This is a genomic window from Paenibacillus sp. FSL L8-0340 (assembly GCF_038593145.1).
Taxonomy (GTDB): Bacteria; Bacillota; Bacilli; order Paenibacillales; family Paenibacillaceae; genus Paenibacillus_AQ.
Map to the genome: position 1 here is coordinate 824422 of NZ_CP151967.1, position 16857 is coordinate 841278.

Here is a 16857-nt window from a genome sequence, read left to right on the forward strand (position 1 = left end):
GGAAAGTCAAGGGCCTATGAAATGATTTATTTTAAGAAAACGTATGGTAACCAGCCCAAAACAGTATGTTTGGGGAATTTATGTTTCTTTATTCGGGGCCTTTAATGTTGTTAAGTTCACAGACAATCGGCGGCTTATTCCGATATGATGGTGGCCTGAGGAACAACATAGGGTTCGGGAGGGCTAGGATGAAGGGCAGATCGCTTCGAGGCATATGGTTTATGTTTGTCATATTTGTCGTTATCTTTATATTGAATATGGTTGTGATATCGGATATTAATGCAACACAGCGGATGTGGCTTGTAATGGATGTATGGTCGCTGATCTTATCCATTGTACTGCTTTTCCGGCATCGGCTGCCGTCGGCCAAGCAAATCTGTATCTCGTTGATTTTGGGTGGGCTGGTATCCCTGTCCTATCTTCAAGGAAGTGCCTACTCTATAATCAGCAGCTTTCTGGTTACCGTGATGGCTGCACTTGCTGTATTCAGTACATTTGCAATATATCGGGAGAGTCCGGTTCAATTTTTGAGAGTGAATGGAAAGGGCGGGGTGACGGGCAGTATTATATGGGGGCTGCTTTTCGGGCTGGCGTTGGGTGCTGTAAATGTGGGACTGATGCTCTCCAATAATGAACTCGATGTTCAGGTTTCGCTGTCACGCGTTCTCGTATCGCTAAGTCCGGCAGTTCTTGAAGAGATCGCCATGCGAACCTTGTTTTTTGCCTTTTGTCTTAGTCTGCTGCAAGGAAGAATTACTACGAAGGGGCAGCGGTTTGCCTGCTGGTTTATGATGGTCATCCCGCATGTGCTGATTCATACGCCAGAGGCTTTTATGAGCCAAGGAGTGATTTCTGGTCTTGTTTTTGTCATACTGTACACGGTTATTTTCGGACTGCCCTTTGCTTATTTGCAATGGAAGCGGGATGTGACTTCAGCGATGCTTGCGCATGGCGTGGTTGATTTTATCCGGTTCTGCTTGTTCGGTTTGCCGTTCTAAATAGCGTAAAAAGTTATGTTAAGAGCCGCGCGAAATTCAGGGTCACACTCCTGTTTTTCCCCGGCTTTTTCTTGTTGTATAAAAGTTATGACGAGTTGTCACTCGGCTTTATGACAATGCTTCTGTTAGGTTGGGGATGTCCCGGATCAACCCGCAATTCATGAAAAGGAGTGATGTTATTGCCGTTATTACAGCTTGGCGAGCTCACAAAGGAATAGACAGCAAGACGATTGTTGACAAGTCCGGCCCGCTTGCTATTGATAACCGGGTCGGGGGCATAAACGTTCATTCAAAAACAGGAGGCAGTCTAATGCATATTCGTACATTCGTACATCGGAAGGTTATTTTGCCCGTATTAAGCAGTTTGCTCATAGCTTCGTTTGTCCCGCAGCCGCCAGCCTCTGCATCCGCCCTAAAACAACAAGCCACCGGGGTAACGGACGCGAAGGAAGCAGAAGTTTTTGCAGACCAATTCTTCAATCAGCCGAAAATCAAGGAGCAGCTTACAGGGGCTGCCGTTGTTTTGGTCAAGAATGATCAGGTTTTGCTTGAAAAAGGCTATGGCTACGCCGATATCAGCAGTAAGAAGCCCATTGATCCGGAAAAGACTGTTTTCCGTGTTGCTTCCATTTCGAAATTGTTCACCGCAACAGCTGTCATGCAGTTGGCCGAACAGGGAGCCGTTGATTTACAGGCTGATCTCCAAACTTATCTGGGAGACTTGAAAATTGTTAACAAAACCAATAAACCGCTCACCATGGAGCATTTGTTGACTCACACCTCCGGATTTGATTATACGGATAGCGCCGGCGGCTCAGCAAAAGAGGTTCCCAATAGTCAGTTTATCAAGGAAAATGTGCCTACCATTGTCCGGGAGCCCGGTGAAGCTTACCGGTATGATAATTATGCCTTTAATTTGCAGGGATATATCGTGGAGCGGTTGTCCGGTGTTCCGTTTCCCCAATATGTTCAGGAGCATATTTTCAAGCCGCTTGGCATGGGGAACAGCAGCTTTAAGCTGACGCCTGAGCTGCGGAAGTATCTAGCCGTACCTTATACGGCTCAAAAAGAAGCGATACCCGAATACCCATCCAGGCCCGCCGAGTCACCGGATGGCGGCATGTTCTCTACCGGAAGGGACATGGCTAAATTTATGATTGCGCAGTTGAATGGCGGACAACTGGCAGGGGCTCAAATTTTGAGCCGGGATTCGGTCAAGGAGATGCAGCAGATTCACCATCAAATTCATCCGCAGGTTTCTGGCACAGGCTACGGCTTTGAATCCTTTTATCAAAATAGCTACAACGGCCAGCAAGTTATAGGTAAGGGCGGGGATTTGCCTGGGTACCACTCCTGGATGTGGCTTATGCCGGAACAGAAAGTAGGCGGTTTCGTTATTTTTAACGGTGACGGACCGGATTTGCGGGAGGCGTTTTTCAAAGCTTTTATGGATCATTATTATCCCGGAACGCCAACAACTACTTCTACTCCAGACGCATCCCAGGCGGAACTGGACCAGTTGACAGGGATTTATCAGGATCTGCGGCTTCCCTTTTGGATTCTTCAGGTTTCCGTTACGGACGATGGCAAGCTGACAATCAAGGACCCCTATGGCTCGCATATACTCCGGGAAATAGCCCCCTTGTTGTTTGAAGATGAGCTCGGGAATAAGGCGGCCTTTAAAGTCAATTCCCACGGTACCCAATATGCCTTTTACAATAAGATGGATAGCTGGGCGAAAAAAGTTCCTGAACCCAACGTCTATACGGATGTGGGAAATGAGCATCCTTATGCGTCATGGATTCATGAAGCCGATCAGCTCGGTGTATTGACTCCTAAAGGGGGCAGCGCTTTTCATCCGGAGCAAAAAATGACCCGGGCGGAGTTTATTGCGGGGCTTATGCATTTGACAGGGGTGGCCCCTTCAAAAGATACGTCATTAACGATTAAACCGGAAGAGAAGGACTACCTGGGCTATGTGCAGAAAGCCATTGAGCTGGGGCTTGTGCAAGGGCGCGGCCCGAAACAAAGCTTTGCTGTCACTGCGGCCATTACGCGCCAGGAGGCTGCTGTTTTGATGTGGCGGGCGGCGATGATGGCCGGAGTGAATATGAGCAAGTCCTCCGGGTTCAAGCTTGCGGGGGACACGGCGCCTTGGGCCGTAGATGCCGTGCAATATATTGTGAATAATGGCATGTACGGGCCGGAAATTGCGCAGAATTCCGCCGGAACCTTGGACTACCGGTCAAGCGAACCCCTTTTACGGCAGGAAGCTGCCGTTTTGCTGAGCCTATTTTGCAATCGGCTGTCCTTGAAATGAAATTGCGACGTCGGGGTATCCGGGAGCCTTGAAGAGAAGTAATGCGTTGGTGGAGAAGATCACGATTCTCTCACCAGCGCATGTTGTTTTCACCTAAAAAAGTGGGATGAGCATAGAGTAAGTATTGGACTAATGAAATCATAGGTTAATGTCATTAAAAGGCTAATTAAAAAAGCCCAATCTCGTATGGAAAAAGTACTCCATCCCAGTAAGTTCCGTCTTCTAGAGCTTTGGAATCTATACCTGAATACTATTTTGGATAAGTCGCGTGTCGTATATAATTCCAAAAAAATCCTTGAATATGATCTGACTTGATATCTTTTTATCTGGTAATCCAACTGAACATAAAAATTGTATTGTGTCTTCATTAAATTTAAAGTTTCTTAAATCGTCTTGTGTGTACCTTATCAGCTCATTACTCCAAAAAAGTTTGATTTCCCCATTTGAAATGACCAATACATTCGCACTCCTTTAGCCGACGACAATTATGACTTTCCAGATCACTTTTTAATTCTATTTGTACTGCATCTTATCTGAGAAAGTGTAAGTAAGAATATCCCAATTGTGCTATGCTAGTCTGGGATGTTTGAAGATTTGAAGGGGATGTATATGAGAACTGAAAAAGAAATGTTTGATTTAATCCTAGGAGTTGCTCAAAAGGATGAACGAATCCGTGCGGTATACATGAACGGTTCGCGTACCAATCCTAATGCTCCTAAAGATATTTTTCAGGATTATGATATTGTTTACGTAGTAACTGAAACTCCATCTTTTATACAAGACGAGACATGGGTAAATGTATTTGGTGAATTGCTTATGCTGCAGGAGCCTGATAAAAATAACCAGTCTATGGGTATAAATATGGATTTTACTCGGTCCTACGGATATTTAATGCTATTTACAGATGGAAATCGTATAGACCTTCACATAGAAACTAAAGAATCTATGCTTGAAGGGTATGTTAGTGATAAATTGACAGTTTCTCTATTAGATAAGGATAACTGCTTGCCAAGCATTCCTGCCCCCACGGATATCGACTATCATGTTAAAGAGCCTACAGAGCAATTATATTTGGGTTGTTGTAATAATTTTTGGTGGTGCCTGCAGAATGTTGCTAAAGGAATTTGGCGTGATGAATTACCGTATGCGAAACAAATGTTTGAGCACGTTATCAGACCTCTCTTGGACGAAATGATTTCATGGTGGGTGGGTACCAAAAAGGATTTTCAAGTTTCTACAGGGAAAATGGGGAAGTATATGAAAAAGTATCTCCCCCAATCATATTGGGAAATGTATAAGGAAACTTATTCCGACAGTAATTATGAAAATATGTGGCACTCGATATTCGCTTCGTGTGAATTGTTTAGGGTTTTAGCCAAGGATGTCGCTGAGTATTTTGGGTATACTTACAATGCCAAAGATGATGCCAATATGACTAATTATCTTAAGCGTGTTAGGGAATTGCCTATTGATGCAAAAGGTATTCACTGATTGTCATTGAGTCGCTGGATCCACATTATTACTTTATTAATTTATCTGTGGTATAGTAAAGGCAGATAAGGCGTACAATGCAAAGAGAGCCGTGCTGGTAACACGACTCCCCATGCAACAGCCGCTTTTAAGGGCGGTAGGCCTCAACAAACAGGACACGACAAATAGACCGCAGACCTTTGCTGGGAGGGCGGTCTATTTGCGTTTATTGGACAGCAGCGCTACGATAAGCGAACCAAAGGTTAGCATAACCATCATTGCTTCAAACACTGTCACAAGGCATTCCTCCCTTCTTAGAGAGGTAGCCGACCGACCCTTTAAGCCTATTCTATTGCTCACCAAGTATAGCATATTTCGATCTTGGAAATGGAAGTTTTATGGAATTGAGTTTGCAAAAAGAAGGGCTGAGTTAAGTATTGAACTATTTTTGCTGATTTATTTCCTGAAACTTCTAACCCTCACTGTTAAAGCGTATATACGCGATGCAGTGGGGGTTCTTTTGTTAATGCAAACCAGTTTCTTCCTATATATAGTGAAATTAAGAATCTAACTTGCTGTATGGATGAAATTCTTATCTGATACGGTCTGTTTGGATCAGCTACCCCTCTGTTTTAGGTTCTACTTATATCGTAGAGCAGTTAGTTGTACTTTGTGCAGCTATCTTCACTCTTTTTTGCATAGTCGTACACTATAACTGCACTTCGTGCAATTAACTTTACCATTTTTCCGATAACAACGTGATATCTGTAATTATAGTTGTACAAACTGCAACTAGTCGCTAATTTCTTCGCTACAGCACTAAAATAAGTGTATAAAGTGCAACTGCGTAGACCGCACTTACATGTATTCTTTGACGAGCAGACGATCCATTGTTTCTAACGGCTGCTTGTTGATTCGCTTCATCAAGGGACTGACATGAAGCCCAATCTTATATATCTTGTTAGTTTCTCAATTGCGTTCTATATAGATGGATAAGATTCTACTATGGATTTGTTTATTTTTTGCTAGAATGGATGTAACTATGATAGGATTTGGCAACTACGATGGGTTTGACAAATCTCAAGCCGTGCCTTACATTAATAATGAATAACTTATTCACTATTAAGGAGCATCCCTCATGCAGGCCAAAAAAGATGAAGTGAAAAAGGAGATCGAATCCGCCGCTTTGAAGGTGTTTTTCCGAAAAGGCTTTGCGGATGCCAAAATGAACGATATTGCCGATGAGATCCACATTTCCGTCGGAAATATTTATACGTACTTCAAAAATAAAAAAGAGCTGTTTTATTCAGTGGTTCCGCCGTCATTAGTGGACTATTTGAAGAATGTGTTAGTGGAGAGCATTCGTATCGATAACCAGACTTTTTTTGATGATGCCAATAATGATATGAAATCAGCCATCGTACAGGAGCAAATGAACCTGTTAACGCAATATAGCATGCAGATCGTCATTATTTTTGAAAAAAATAAAGGGACCGTCTATAGCAATGCCAAAAACGAGCTGATCGATCTAATGATCGAGACGAAGAAGCCCTACTTAAAAGACCATTATAAAAGATATGAAATCGGAACCGAAGAGAATATGATTCTGCTGAACATCATCGCGAGCAATGTCATTAATATGATTCTGGATTTATTGAAGCGCGAGATGAGCGCCGATAGCCGGAAGCGGATTTTTGAGGCGCTGAGCTTATACTGGCTGCATGGAGTAAAGGGTATAAATGAATAACGCCGATGGGCGTAAATAAAGCTGGAGCTGGAACTGGGGCGCAGCGCAACAATCGGGGATATCCAAGTCAGGGATAGGCACATTGTGCATCTGCAGGAGTCCCTATCTTTTTAAACTAATAATGAATTATTGATTCACTATTGAGCTGCGTATTCACAACAAGGAGGAAGAAACGATGAAGACTGGTTATGCATTTAAGGATTGCAATGTGATTTATGGAGACGCCGAAAGAGGCGTAGATACTCATATGACGATTCTGATCCATGAGAACGGACTGATTCAGGAGATCGGAAAAGCAAGTGAGGTGGCCATCCCAAGCCATTATCAAACGATCGATTGTTTGGGGAAATATGTGATGCCCGGTCTGATCAATGCGCATGTCCATCTTTTTGCTGACGGTAAGCCGTTTACGCTGTCTGCCAGCGAAGGACTGCTGAATTTTGCGTTTCATCATCTTTTGGATACGAGGCTGGGCAGAAGCGTGCTGAAAAAACGGATGAAGCGAAATGCCCTGACCGCACTGCATTCCGGTGTAACCACTATGCGCAGCGTAGGGGAGTTCTTTTATACCGATGTGCAGTTGAGGGATGAAATTAAGGCGAATCAGTTTGTGGGACCCAACCTTCTGGTGTCCGGTTATTTCCTGAGCGTCACGGGCGGTCATGGTGCACCTTATTTGGCCTTGATTGGCGATTCACCCTGGGAAGCGAGAAGAAATGTAAGGATCAACGTGAAAAACGGAGTAGACCTAATCAAAATCTGTGTGACCGGCGGGGTTACCGATGCCAAAGTGGTCGGAGAAGCAGGCCGCTTGCAAATGACAGAGGAAGAGGTTACCGCTATTTGCGAGGAAGCTCATAAAGTCGGCATACGTGTGGCAGCCCATGTGGAAAGTACCGAAGGGGTGAGAATCGCGCTAAAGGGCGGGGTTGATACCATTGAACACGGTGCGGAGATGGATGAGGAGATTATCAGCCTGTACCAGAATAATCCTAGGGCATTAAAGGGTTACACTGCATTGATCCCAACTTTGCAGGCTGCGTATCCCAGTGCAAAATTGGACCTGAGCCTGACGAAAGTCAATGAAACCGTTAAGGAAAATTCCCGGCTTGTGTATGATTCCATGCTGAAGGGGCTGCGGCAGGCTGTAGAACATGATATCAAAATTGGCATTGGAACAGATGCTGCGATGTCCTATGTCACTCACTATGATCTATGGCGGGAGCTGGACCATTACATGAGACAACCGAAGCTGAACTCGAGCCAAGTCATTGAACTGGTAACCAAATCTAATGCGGAAATTCTAGGAATCGATCACCTGACAGGGAGCATAGATATCGGCAAACAGGCGGATTTAATCGTGATGGAGCAGAATCCGCTGGACAACATACAAGCTTTGTCGGATGTAGCTATGGTTATGGTCAAAGGAAATCTTATACGGACACCATCGGTGACCAGAATTCAGGCAGTAGACGAGCTGCTTGATTCGGTTTGGGGCGTTCGGGAGTAAGGTTTTAGCGGACGTGGGCTTGGCCATGAAATATGCGGATCGCTGGCATTGTAATGGCGGAATGTATTGTAGTAGTACTACATTTTTGAAATCAAAGTATTGTATAATGAGTTCAGAAATAGCGTAAAATGCGCAGAGAGCCGTGCTGGTAACACGACTCTCTGCGCAATTGCCGCTTTTAACAGCGGAGGCTTAAAGGGTTTATCCATTGAAATAGGACCGTAACCTTAAGCAGGGCGGATTATTTCTTTTTGTCGCCCATATTAGCCTTCTATCGCTTCTGCTAATATACCATGTTGTTAAGGTAAAGAACGTCTTGATTAGGCGTTCTTTTTTGCATAATAGATCAAATCCCATATTCACCAAAAATACCCGCATACTTCTTTTCAAATATCGCCCAGCGCTTCTCGGCTCCGTATTTCGATTGTAACATATAACCGGAGATGCGAAACCGGAAAAGTGAGCATTACTTGTATTTTGGCCAGCATCTAATGCCCGCTCGTATCTTTTCTTATAACAACGTCTGCACATTGGGTAAGAATATAGTAGATCTGAGAAAGGATGCGTTGATGAATGAAGAAGAATGCCATTGTTCTATTAGTTGTCTTTGTGTTTGCAGCCACTATGGTGCTGTTGATTGGATGGGTCTTGCCTGTAGTCTTACAAATGTATCTACATAACGGTTACATAAGGGGCCTTACTTTGCTGGTGATTTTTACTGGGGTGGTGCTTGGTAAACGGTTTACGTGGAGTAATCATATTGTCTATGTCATCGCTGTAGTTACAGTGGTGGGCATGATGTTTGATACTTCAGGCAACCCCGTGTACAATAAGCCGCTTGAATGGATCGTGTCTCCTATCGGGGAATTGCAGGTCATGCAGGATATAAATAATTATGCACCCGGTGAATATGCCATTTCTGATGACATAGCGATCCTGAAGCAGGATGGAGAGATCATAGAGCTCAGCACGGTATGGCTGTATCTGTACCGCCTTGTGCAGTATTTGGCCCTCTATTCGATTGTCGGGACCATACTTGGGGCGGTTAACAGAAGATTGCCGGAACGGGAGTATAAGCTAATTCAGACGGTAGACGAGACGTTGCCGGCAGAACTGGAGCAGAAAGTAGCCGCTGAACTGAAACGCAGAGAGGAAGCAGCCAGCGCAGGGCGGGTTCTCCCCGATGATATCCAAGCCTCTGTATGGAAATTGAAGCAGGACGGTAAGCTCATTCCGGCAATCAAATTGGTTCGTATGCATACTAATCTGTCTCTGGGCGAAGCGAAGCAATATGTTGAGAAGTTATAGCGGAGCGCTGAATCTCCCGGTAAATGCCTGTGACGATCCGTTACGGGTATTTTGCCAGCTGAAATATATTTAACAAAATCCGTCCTTACCATTTCCCTTCCTTTTCATTTATACTGAATAAAGTCATTACACATCTAAGGAGCCGCCGAACCCATTATGAATAAAAAAGAAGTCGCACACATACGCAAGCAGTTTAAGCTGGATCATGATCTTATGAACATCTACGACATTCTTAACGTGTATATTATGAAGGAAAGCAACGAGATCTATCATTGGGAGCGCCTGCCGTTTGGCCTCGTGGACAGAGAGAAGCAGGAGCTGTATATGGGTAATTTCAAAAAACTGCTAACCGGTGAGCTGGACCATAAGCTGTTCGAGCTGAAGTTTCAGGAGGAAGCGGAGGACCCGACGCGGGTAATGCTTCACCAAGGTCTGGTGACAGGTGATGCTGAAGAATGGCAGGACCTGATGATGCTGCTCGTGGACAAGATGCTGGTAGATGTTAAGTATGAGAAGGATATGGTGATCACTTTTGTCCGCGGGCAGTATTACCGGCCGACTAAGGCCAGGAATGAAGAAGCCGAAGAAAGTGAGAAGGACGAGATGTTCGCGCATCCGTTCATTCTGTGCAGCGTGAATTCCACAGAACAGCAGCGCAAAAACCTTATGTTCGATTATGTGGAGCGGGAATTCAAGTACAATATCATTGTCGATCCGATTATTAAGCTGAGTTCGCCGGAGCAAGGGTTCTTTTTTCCCAGTGTAACGGACAACTATTCTGATGTGAACCGCATTCTGTATTGTACGGGAAAATCGAATTATCCGGATCCTCAGTTCATCGAGCAGGTCCTGAATGCCGAGAGATCTGTAACAGCCTTGGAAGAGAGAAGCTTCTTCGAGGATATCGTGAAGGAATTGACGGGTGAACAGCTCGATACAACCACTCTCGCCCAGGTGTATGAGGAAATCCAACAGGTCATTGAAGATGGTCAAGGGGAGGAAGAACCTCCTAAGCTGGATTACAAGGATGTGGAACGCGTCCTGGCGGTAAGCGGCGTAGAGAACGTGACGGCGGAAAAGGTTGAGCGGGCGTTCGAAACGGTCGTTGACGATAAGTATTATGAAATGAAGGCAAGCAGCGTCATCCCGAAATACACTTCAAAATCGATTAAGATCGAGACGAAGGTAGCCACGATTTCGGTCAGCCCGCAGGATCTAAGATATGTGAAGCAGGTGAATTATCAAGGGAAACGCTGCATCATGATCGAGGTTGACGAGGAAGTCGTGATTGAAGGATTTACGCTCAGTACGGAAACGTTGTAGTTCAAAACCGGAGGCTACCGAATGATCCAGTTGGAATGCATCTACCGGTTAAAGAAAGGTTGCGAGGGTTCAACCTGCTTAGCCGTTCTCTAATGGGTAGGGCTCAGAACGCTTCTTCTACCGTCAGTTAACTCCAGTTAACATCTGCCAATCTCTGTGGTATACTCGACTCAGAAACAGCGTACAATGCAAAGAGAGCCGTGCGACCAACACGACTCTCCGTTTGCAACAGCCGCTTTTAAGGGCGGAGGCTTGGAACAGGTTTAGGCAGAAATAGACCGTCTCCTTTGACCAGGGCGGTCTATTTCTTTTTGAGGTAGTTCAGCAAAGCAATAATGAACATGCCGAACATGAACATCAGTGACAACGCTTGATAAACCTCCATTGCCTCACCTCCCTTCCGGGAGATTAGCCGACCGCCCTTGCAAGCCTTCTATTGCTTCTGCGATTATAGCATGAGACCTCTTTATTTGGAATATTATGTTATCGGAAAGACGCTAGGAATCACCTCCCGGAGCGTCTCTGTTTTCCTTTAGTGAGAATCCGAGCCCATCCCCATCTTCTTACTCTTACCTCAGACCCACCCCGTAAACTCCAATATCGACGCCTTCGCTGACTGCGCTTCGGACTGTGCCCCTTTACGCCATTGTTTGGGCGACTCTCCCATGAGCCTGGAGAAGCAGCGGTTGAAGCTGGAAATAGAACGAAATCCGACCTGCTCAGAGATCGAAAGAATGGAATCATCCGTGCTTTTTAGCTGCTTGCAGGCCTCTTCGATTCGGGTGCTGCTCAGGAAATCGAGAGGTGCCGTTCCCATGATTTCGTGGAATTTTCTGCGGAAATGCGTTGTGCTTAAGTGGCATGAATCCGCCAGGAAATCAATGGTGATGGGGGTCATATAGTTTTTCGTGATATACTCCAGAGCTGGAGAAATAGCGAAATAGCCCTTCATACTATGCTCTGTTTCTTGTTCGGCCAGCGCTTCATTTGTGGAATGAATTCTAAGCAATTCTATATAAAGAGACAACAATAATCCGTAAGCGCTTTCCTGGTAGTAAGGCTTCTGCTCCTTGAGCTCCTCCACGACCGATGTGGCAAGGGAATAGACTTTGGGATATTGCTCCTTGTTCAAAATACAGTTCTTTCCCTGCACTCTCCACAGGTTCGGCTCGAAGCTGCTGTAGGCACTTTTGAAGGAATGCTGAAACAGCTCCTCTGGTGAAAAAAAGAGATAGGACCACAGACTCGCTGTATCCGGCGAACTGTACGTGGTATGGGGCAAGTATCTGGGAAGGAAGGTCACATCTCCGGCTTTAAAGGGGACGTCTTCTCCTTTGATCTCCATGATGCCGCTATCTGAATAGCAAATGCCAATCTCCAAATGGTTATGGAAATGGAGATGTTCGCTTTTGATATCGGAAATCCTCCAGCGGTCCCCGCTTAACAGCAGGACAGGGAAATGGATAGGCAAGCTATAATGGCGGTACTCAATGACAGGCTTCTTTTTTCTGGGCATATTCGCTGCTCCCATTCCATAACGTGAATTTGTGTGGGTTGGAGGTAGGTAACTTCAACTATATAGATTGAATTTATGAATATAAACTTAGGGAAAAGTGGCGGAAGGGAATTTTGGAACTGTAGGAGCGATAGCGTCCGCCTTTAGGTTTGGATTTCTACCGCGAATCGCGGTTAAATTCAGGAAATCCAAACCTAACAGCGGCCGAAAGTCCAAACATTCTCTGGAGTCACTGCCAACCCCAAAGTAGAAAAACCACAAGTTCAATCTTTATACCTCTCTTCAACAAATGGTTGAAATTGCGCAGTTTTGCTGCGAATGTGCTTAGATGTATACCATTATACTGCTTACAATAGAATCTATAAAGCGTTTACAATAAGACGGACGGCTCTAAAGGCGCCTTTGGGGGCGTGTGCGAAGGAGAGGGGAATACAGATGCTTCAAATCAATTATGACAGGAAAGAAATATTAAGCGTTATCGACAAAGTCACCAGAAAAACACTTGCGATGGATTTAACGTGGGAATGGCCTTGCGGGGTGGCATATTATGGGGTATCCAGAGCCTATCAGACCACAGGGAATAAAGAGTATTTGGATATGCTTGTCCAGTGGGCAGATGAATATATCGAGCTGGGCCTGCCGGACTGGACAGTGAACACCTGTGCCATGGGCCACATGCTGATCACCTTGTATGAAGAGACTGGCAACCAGAAATATTGGGATATTGTGATGAGCAAGGTGGATTATCTCCGCAGCAATGCGCTGAGGTTTGGGGACAATGTGCTGCAGCATACCGTATCTGTGTCGAATGATTTTCCGGAACAGGCCTGGGCGGATACGTTGTTTATGGCGGCATTTTTTCTGCTCCGTGTAGGAAGCAAGCTAAATGATCAGGAAATGATCCAGGATGCCCTGAATCAATATTACTGGCATATCAAATACCTGCAGGACCCTAGCAGCGGTTTCTGGTACCACGGCTACAATAACATCAAGCAGGATCACATGTCGGGATTATATTGGGGTAGAGCGAATGCTTGGGGCGCCTACACCATGTCGCAGGTCAAACCGCTTTTGAAGGACTGGTATTTGTACCCTCAGTGTATGGACGTGGAGTGTTCACTCCGGGATCAGCTGGCGGCACTCAAGCTTGTTCAGACGGAGAACGGTTTGTGGCGGACGGTGCTGGATGACGAAGAGTCCTATGAAGAAGTATCCGCCTCTTGCGGGATTGCGGCGGCTATGATCAATAACGGTAATCCGCTGCATACCAAATATGTGCAAAAGGCCCTGAAAGGCATATTGGACAATATCAGCGAAGATGGACGGGTGCTGGGTGTATCGGGCGGAACAGCGGTGATGAAGGACCGGGAAGGGTATCGCAATATCCCCAAAGAATGGATTCAAGGCTGGGGTCAAGGTCTAGCACTCGCTTTTCTATCAGATATGCTTAAATAGGAGGGAACCAGGTTGTCCAATCTAACTAAGGGGGCCTTTACCCTGCCGGGAGAATCCGGTTATGAGGCGCTGACCCTGAAACTCGCTGAACGGTGGGGAGCCGATGTCATCCGTGACAGTGACGGCACACAATTGTCCGATGAGATTATCAATGCAGGGTACGGTATCTACTCTACAATCTGTATCATTAGGGAACATAATGTGTGGGCGTCGCAAAATCCGGATAAGCTGCAGCAGTGTTTTTTAATTACGAATCCAAAGGTGGCTGTACTAGATTATGTATCCATCTATCTGATGGAGGATTTTTTTGCTGAACAATTCAGAGTGAATGATTCCAAAGAGGCGTTTAAGTATTGGCAGGTTGTAGACCGGACGACCGGGGAGGAAGTTCCGAGAGAACAGTGGAATTATGACCGGGAATCGGGAAATGTAGTCCTTACCGGAATTGCACCTTGGCATAAATACACGGTCAGCTTCATGGCCTACCGGATCTGGGAAGAGATCTCCATGTACAATCATACGACGAACAACTGGGATAAAGAGCATTTGATGCAGATTGATCCCATCTATCCGGAAACGCAGGCATATCTGCTGGACTGGATGGAAGACTGGTGTGTACAGCATAAGGAAACAACGGTTGTCCGGTTTACTTCGCTTTTTTATAATTTCGCCTGGATCTGGGGCAGCAATGAGCGCAACCGCCATTTGTTCTCGGACTGGGGTTCATATGATTTCACGGTAAGTTCAAGAGCGCTTGATCTGTTCGCTAAGAGATATGGCTATTCGCTGACGGCCGAGGATTTTGTGAATGGCGGCAACTATCGCGTCAGTCACATCCCGGCTAAGCAGCGCAAGCTCGACTGGATGGCCTTCATCAATGATTTTGTAATCGGATTTGGCAAGCAATTGATTGACATTGTGCATCGGCACGACAAACTGGCGTATGTCTTCTATGATGATAGCTGGGTTGGCGTAGAGCCTTACAATGACCGCTTTCAGGAGTTTGGCTTTGACGGGATGATTAAATGCGTGTTCTCGGGTTATGAGGCACGGCTGTGTTCAGGTGTAAAAGTGGATACACATGAGATCCGGCTGCATCCGTATCTTTTTCCGGTCGGGCTAGGCGGACTTCCTACCTTTATGGAGGGCGGCGACCCCACGCTGGATGCCAAAAAGTACTGGATCAACATCCGGCGCGCGCTCCTGCGGGAGTCTATTGACCGGATCGGACTGGGCGGGTATTTGCATCTGGTAGAGCCTTACCCGGATTTCTGCGATTACATCGAAAAGATTGCGGGTGAATTTAGACAAATTAAAGAGCTGCATCAACAAGGCAAGCCTTATCAAATAAAGACGAGAGTAGCCATTCTGCACAGCTGGGGCAAATTAAGATCGTGGACATTGTCCGGCCATTTCCATGAAACGTATATGCATGATTTGATTCATATTAATGAAGCTTTATCCGGATTGCCGGTTGACGTGCAGTTCATTGATTTTGAGGATATCCGTCAGGGCGTATTGCAGGATTGTGATGTAGTGATCAATGCCGGCTCTGCCGGATCTGCCTGGAGCGGCGGGGACTACTGGAAAGACAACAAGTGTGTGGATATATTGACCCAATGGGTGTATGAGGGCGGTACCTTTATCGGGATTAACCAGCCTTCGGCGGTCGATGGCTATGACAGCTACTTCAGAATGGCACATGTTCTCGGTCTGGATGAGGATACCGGCTCCAGGGTCGCTCATGGCAAATGGGCTTATGAGACCCGGGACGAGCACAGCTTGGTGCCTGAAGGGGCCAGCATAACACCTAAGAATAGCATTTATCTTACCGACGGGTCAGCTGCGGTAGTGGATGAAACGGGCGGCAAGATCACACTGTCTACTCATGCCTTTGGTAAAGGCAAGGGGATCTACCTTCCTTCGTTTGAATTTAGTTTTGCGAATACAAGATTGCTGCTGAATCTAATTCGCTTTGCGGGCAATGAGCTGCATGAAACGAAGTACATTACGGATAACTTATTTACAGAGTGTGCCTATTATCCGGAAAGTAAAATACTTGTTGTGATTAACAATAGTGATCAACTTCAAAGCACTACGATTGATACGGAGTATGGGCAACAAACGATGGAGTTAGCTCCGTATGACACAATTATCTCAACTATTGGCGAATAAATAACATTCAAAAAGCTCAAGCCTGCGGTTATACTGCCGATGCTTGAGCTTTTTGCTGCAATGCAGCGGTTCGCCATCGCTAATAAATAGTAGGGAGGCCCTATGAGAGTGAATTGTGATAGGATAAGGGTACATTATTTTCCCCACGGGGCAAGAAAAGGGAGCAACATGAGAATTATTATTTCGCCTGCCAAAAAGATGAAGCCGGACACGGATGTCTTTACTAGCCGCCAGATGCCGCAGTTTATAAACGAGTCGGAAATTCTGCTGGCCACATTAAAAAAGCTGAACTATGAAGAAGCAAAATCCCTATGGAAATGCAATGATGCTATCACCACGCTGAATGCCCAGCGGATTGAGAATATGGATTTAACCCGCAATTTGGTACCTGCTCTCTTCGCCTACGAAGGGATTCAGTACCAATACATGGCACCGGGGGTGCTACAAACGGAAGAGCTGGAGTATCTTCAGCAGCATTTACGGATCTTGTCAGGGTTCTACGGGATACTCCGGCCGTTTGACGGGGTTGTTCCATACAGACTGGAAATGCAGGCCAAGCTGGCCGGACCGGGCTTCAGTTCGATTTATGGATTTTGGGGCAGAAAACTGGCCGATCAGCTTCTTGCGGAGAGCGGCTGCATTCTGAATTTAGCCTCTAAGGAATACAGCAAATGCATTTCCCCTTATCTGGGCAGAGATGTTCGAATGGTTACTTGTGTATTCGGGCAGCACATCGGTGGTAAGGTGATCGAAAAAGCAACCCTGGTCAAGATGGCCCGGGGTGAAATGGTACGCTTCATTGCTGAACGGCAAATCAGGTGCGTGGAGGATATCAAAGGTTTTACCGGGTTTGATTTCGAATTTGTAGATGAGTTGTCAAATGAGTGCACCTATGTGTTTATACAAAAAGCTACGAAAACTGGTGGTAATAAAGTCCGCACAGGAACAGGAAATTGATTGAAGGAATTAAAACAGTTAAAAAGCTCAAGCCTGCGGCTATATGCCTGGTGCTTGAGCTTTTTGCTGCAATAGCCC

Annotated in this window: 12 protein-coding genes; 10 read left to right on the forward strand and 2 right to left on the reverse strand. The window is 45.7% G+C overall.

Annotated elements, in window-relative coordinates; genetic code table 11:
* Nucleotides 1-188: 188 nt before the first annotated feature.
* The 7 genes from NST07_RS03775 (at nt 189) to NST07_RS03805 (ending at nt 10676) form a co-directional block, all read left to right on the forward strand.
* A complete protein-coding gene (locus NST07_RS03775) occupies nt 189-998 on the forward strand; it encodes a hypothetical protein (protein WP_342481095.1) in 810 nt (269 codons plus the stop codon).
* A gap of 310 nt (nt 999-1308) precedes the next feature.
* Complete coding sequence (locus tag NST07_RS03780) at nt 1309-3318, forward strand: serine hydrolase (protein WP_342481096.1); 2010 nt, start codon at nt 1309-1311, stop codon at nt 3316-3318.
* A gap of 609 nt (nt 3319-3927) precedes the next feature.
* Nucleotides 3928-4809, forward strand: a complete 882-nt coding sequence (locus NST07_RS03785) for an aminoglycoside 6-adenylyltransferase (RefSeq protein ID WP_342481097.1) — start codon at nt 3928-3930, stop codon at nt 4807-4809.
* A 1117-nt stretch (nt 4810-5926) separates the two neighbouring features.
* On the forward strand, nt 5927-6535 hold the full coding sequence (locus tag NST07_RS03790; RefSeq protein ID WP_342481098.1) for a TetR/AcrR family transcriptional regulator: 609 nt from the start codon (nt 5927-5929) through the stop codon (nt 6533-6535).
* A 175-nt stretch (nt 6536-6710) separates the two neighbouring features.
* Entirely contained in the window at nt 6711-8045 is a 1335-nt protein-coding gene (locus tag NST07_RS03795; RefSeq protein ID WP_342481099.1) for an amidohydrolase family protein, read from the forward strand.
* Between the two features lie 573 nt (nt 8046-8618).
* Complete coding sequence (locus tag NST07_RS03800; protein ID WP_342481100.1) at nt 8619-9353, forward strand: hypothetical protein; 735 nt, start codon at nt 8619-8621, stop codon at nt 9351-9353.
* Nucleotides 9354-9509: 156 nt separating this feature from the next.
* Nucleotides 9510-10676 carry a DUF4317 domain-containing protein gene (locus NST07_RS03805; RefSeq protein ID WP_342481101.1) on the forward strand — a complete coding sequence of 389 codons (1167 nt, stop codon included), beginning with the start codon at nt 9510-9512 and terminating at the stop codon, nt 10674-10676.
* A 301-nt stretch (nt 10677-10977) separates the two neighbouring features.
* On the opposite strand, the gene NST07_RS03810 is transcribed toward NST07_RS03805, so the two are convergent.
* Nucleotides 10978-11061, reverse strand: a complete 84-nt coding sequence (locus NST07_RS03810) for a putative holin-like toxin (protein ID WP_219214875.1) — start codon at nt 11059-11061, stop codon at nt 10978-10980.
* A gap of 189 nt (nt 11062-11250) precedes the next feature.
* Nucleotides 11251-12192, reverse strand: a complete 942-nt coding sequence (locus NST07_RS03815) for an AraC family transcriptional regulator (protein WP_341089769.1) — start codon at nt 12190-12192, stop codon at nt 11251-11253.
* A 435-nt stretch (nt 12193-12627) separates the two neighbouring features.
* Between NST07_RS03815 and NST07_RS03820 the strand changes: the two genes are divergently transcribed.
* The 3 genes from NST07_RS03820 to yaaA all read left to right on the forward strand — a co-directional run bounded on the left by NST07_RS03820 (nt 12628) and on the right by yaaA (nt 16779).
* Nucleotides 12628-13647, forward strand: a complete 1020-nt coding sequence (locus NST07_RS03820; RefSeq protein WP_341089771.1) for a glycoside hydrolase family 88 protein — start codon at nt 12628-12630, stop codon at nt 13645-13647.
* A gap of 12 nt (nt 13648-13659) precedes the next feature.
* Nucleotides 13660-15822, forward strand: coding sequence for a 1,3-beta-galactosyl-N-acetylhexosamine phosphorylase (gene gnpA / locus NST07_RS03825; protein ID WP_342481102.1), 2163 nt, complete (start codon nt 13660-13662; stop codon nt 15820-15822).
* Between the two features lie 168 nt (nt 15823-15990).
* Nucleotides 15991-16779 (forward strand): peroxide stress protein YaaA, encoded by a 789-nt coding sequence (gene yaaA, locus NST07_RS03830; RefSeq protein WP_341089773.1) that lies wholly within the window; start codon nt 15991-15993, stop codon nt 16777-16779.
* Nucleotides 16780-16857 lie beyond the last annotated feature (78 nt).

Excerpts from the sequence above, each read along its gene's own strand:
- NST07_RS03780 (WP_342481096.1), top strand. The coding sequence starts at position 1,309 with ATGCATATTCGTACATTCGTACATCGGAAGGTTATTTTGCCCGTATTA.
- NST07_RS03800 (WP_342481100.1), top strand. The coding sequence starts at position 8,619 with ATGAAGAAGAATGCCATTGTTCTATTAGTTGTCTTTGTGTTTGCAGCC.
- NST07_RS03815 (WP_341089769.1), bottom strand. The coding sequence starts at position 12,192 with ATGCCCAGAAAAAAGAAGCCTGTCATTGAGTACCGCCATTATAGCTTG.
- NST07_RS03775 (WP_342481095.1), top strand. The coding sequence starts at position 189 with ATGAAGGGCAGATCGCTTCGAGGCATATGGTTTATGTTTGTCATATTT.
- NST07_RS03820 (WP_341089771.1), top strand. The coding sequence starts at position 12,628 with ATGCTTCAAATCAATTATGACAGGAAAGAAATATTAAGCGTTATCGAC.
- NST07_RS03790 (WP_342481098.1), top strand. The coding sequence starts at position 5,927 with ATGCAGGCCAAAAAAGATGAAGTGAAAAAGGAGATCGAATCCGCCGCT.
- NST07_RS03810 (WP_219214875.1), bottom strand. The coding sequence starts at position 11,061 with ATGGAGGTTTATCAAGCGTTGTCACTGATGTTCATGTTCGGCATGTTC.
- NST07_RS03785 (WP_342481097.1), top strand. The coding sequence starts at position 3,928 with ATGAGAACTGAAAAAGAAATGTTTGATTTAATCCTAGGAGTTGCTCAA.
- NST07_RS03795 (WP_342481099.1), top strand. The coding sequence starts at position 6,711 with ATGAAGACTGGTTATGCATTTAAGGATTGCAATGTGATTTATGGAGAC.
- yaaA (WP_341089773.1), top strand. The coding sequence starts at position 15,991 with ATGAGAATTATTATTTCGCCTGCCAAAAAGATGAAGCCGGACACGGAT.
- NST07_RS03805 (WP_342481101.1), top strand. The coding sequence starts at position 9,510 with ATGAATAAAAAAGAAGTCGCACACATACGCAAGCAGTTTAAGCTGGAT.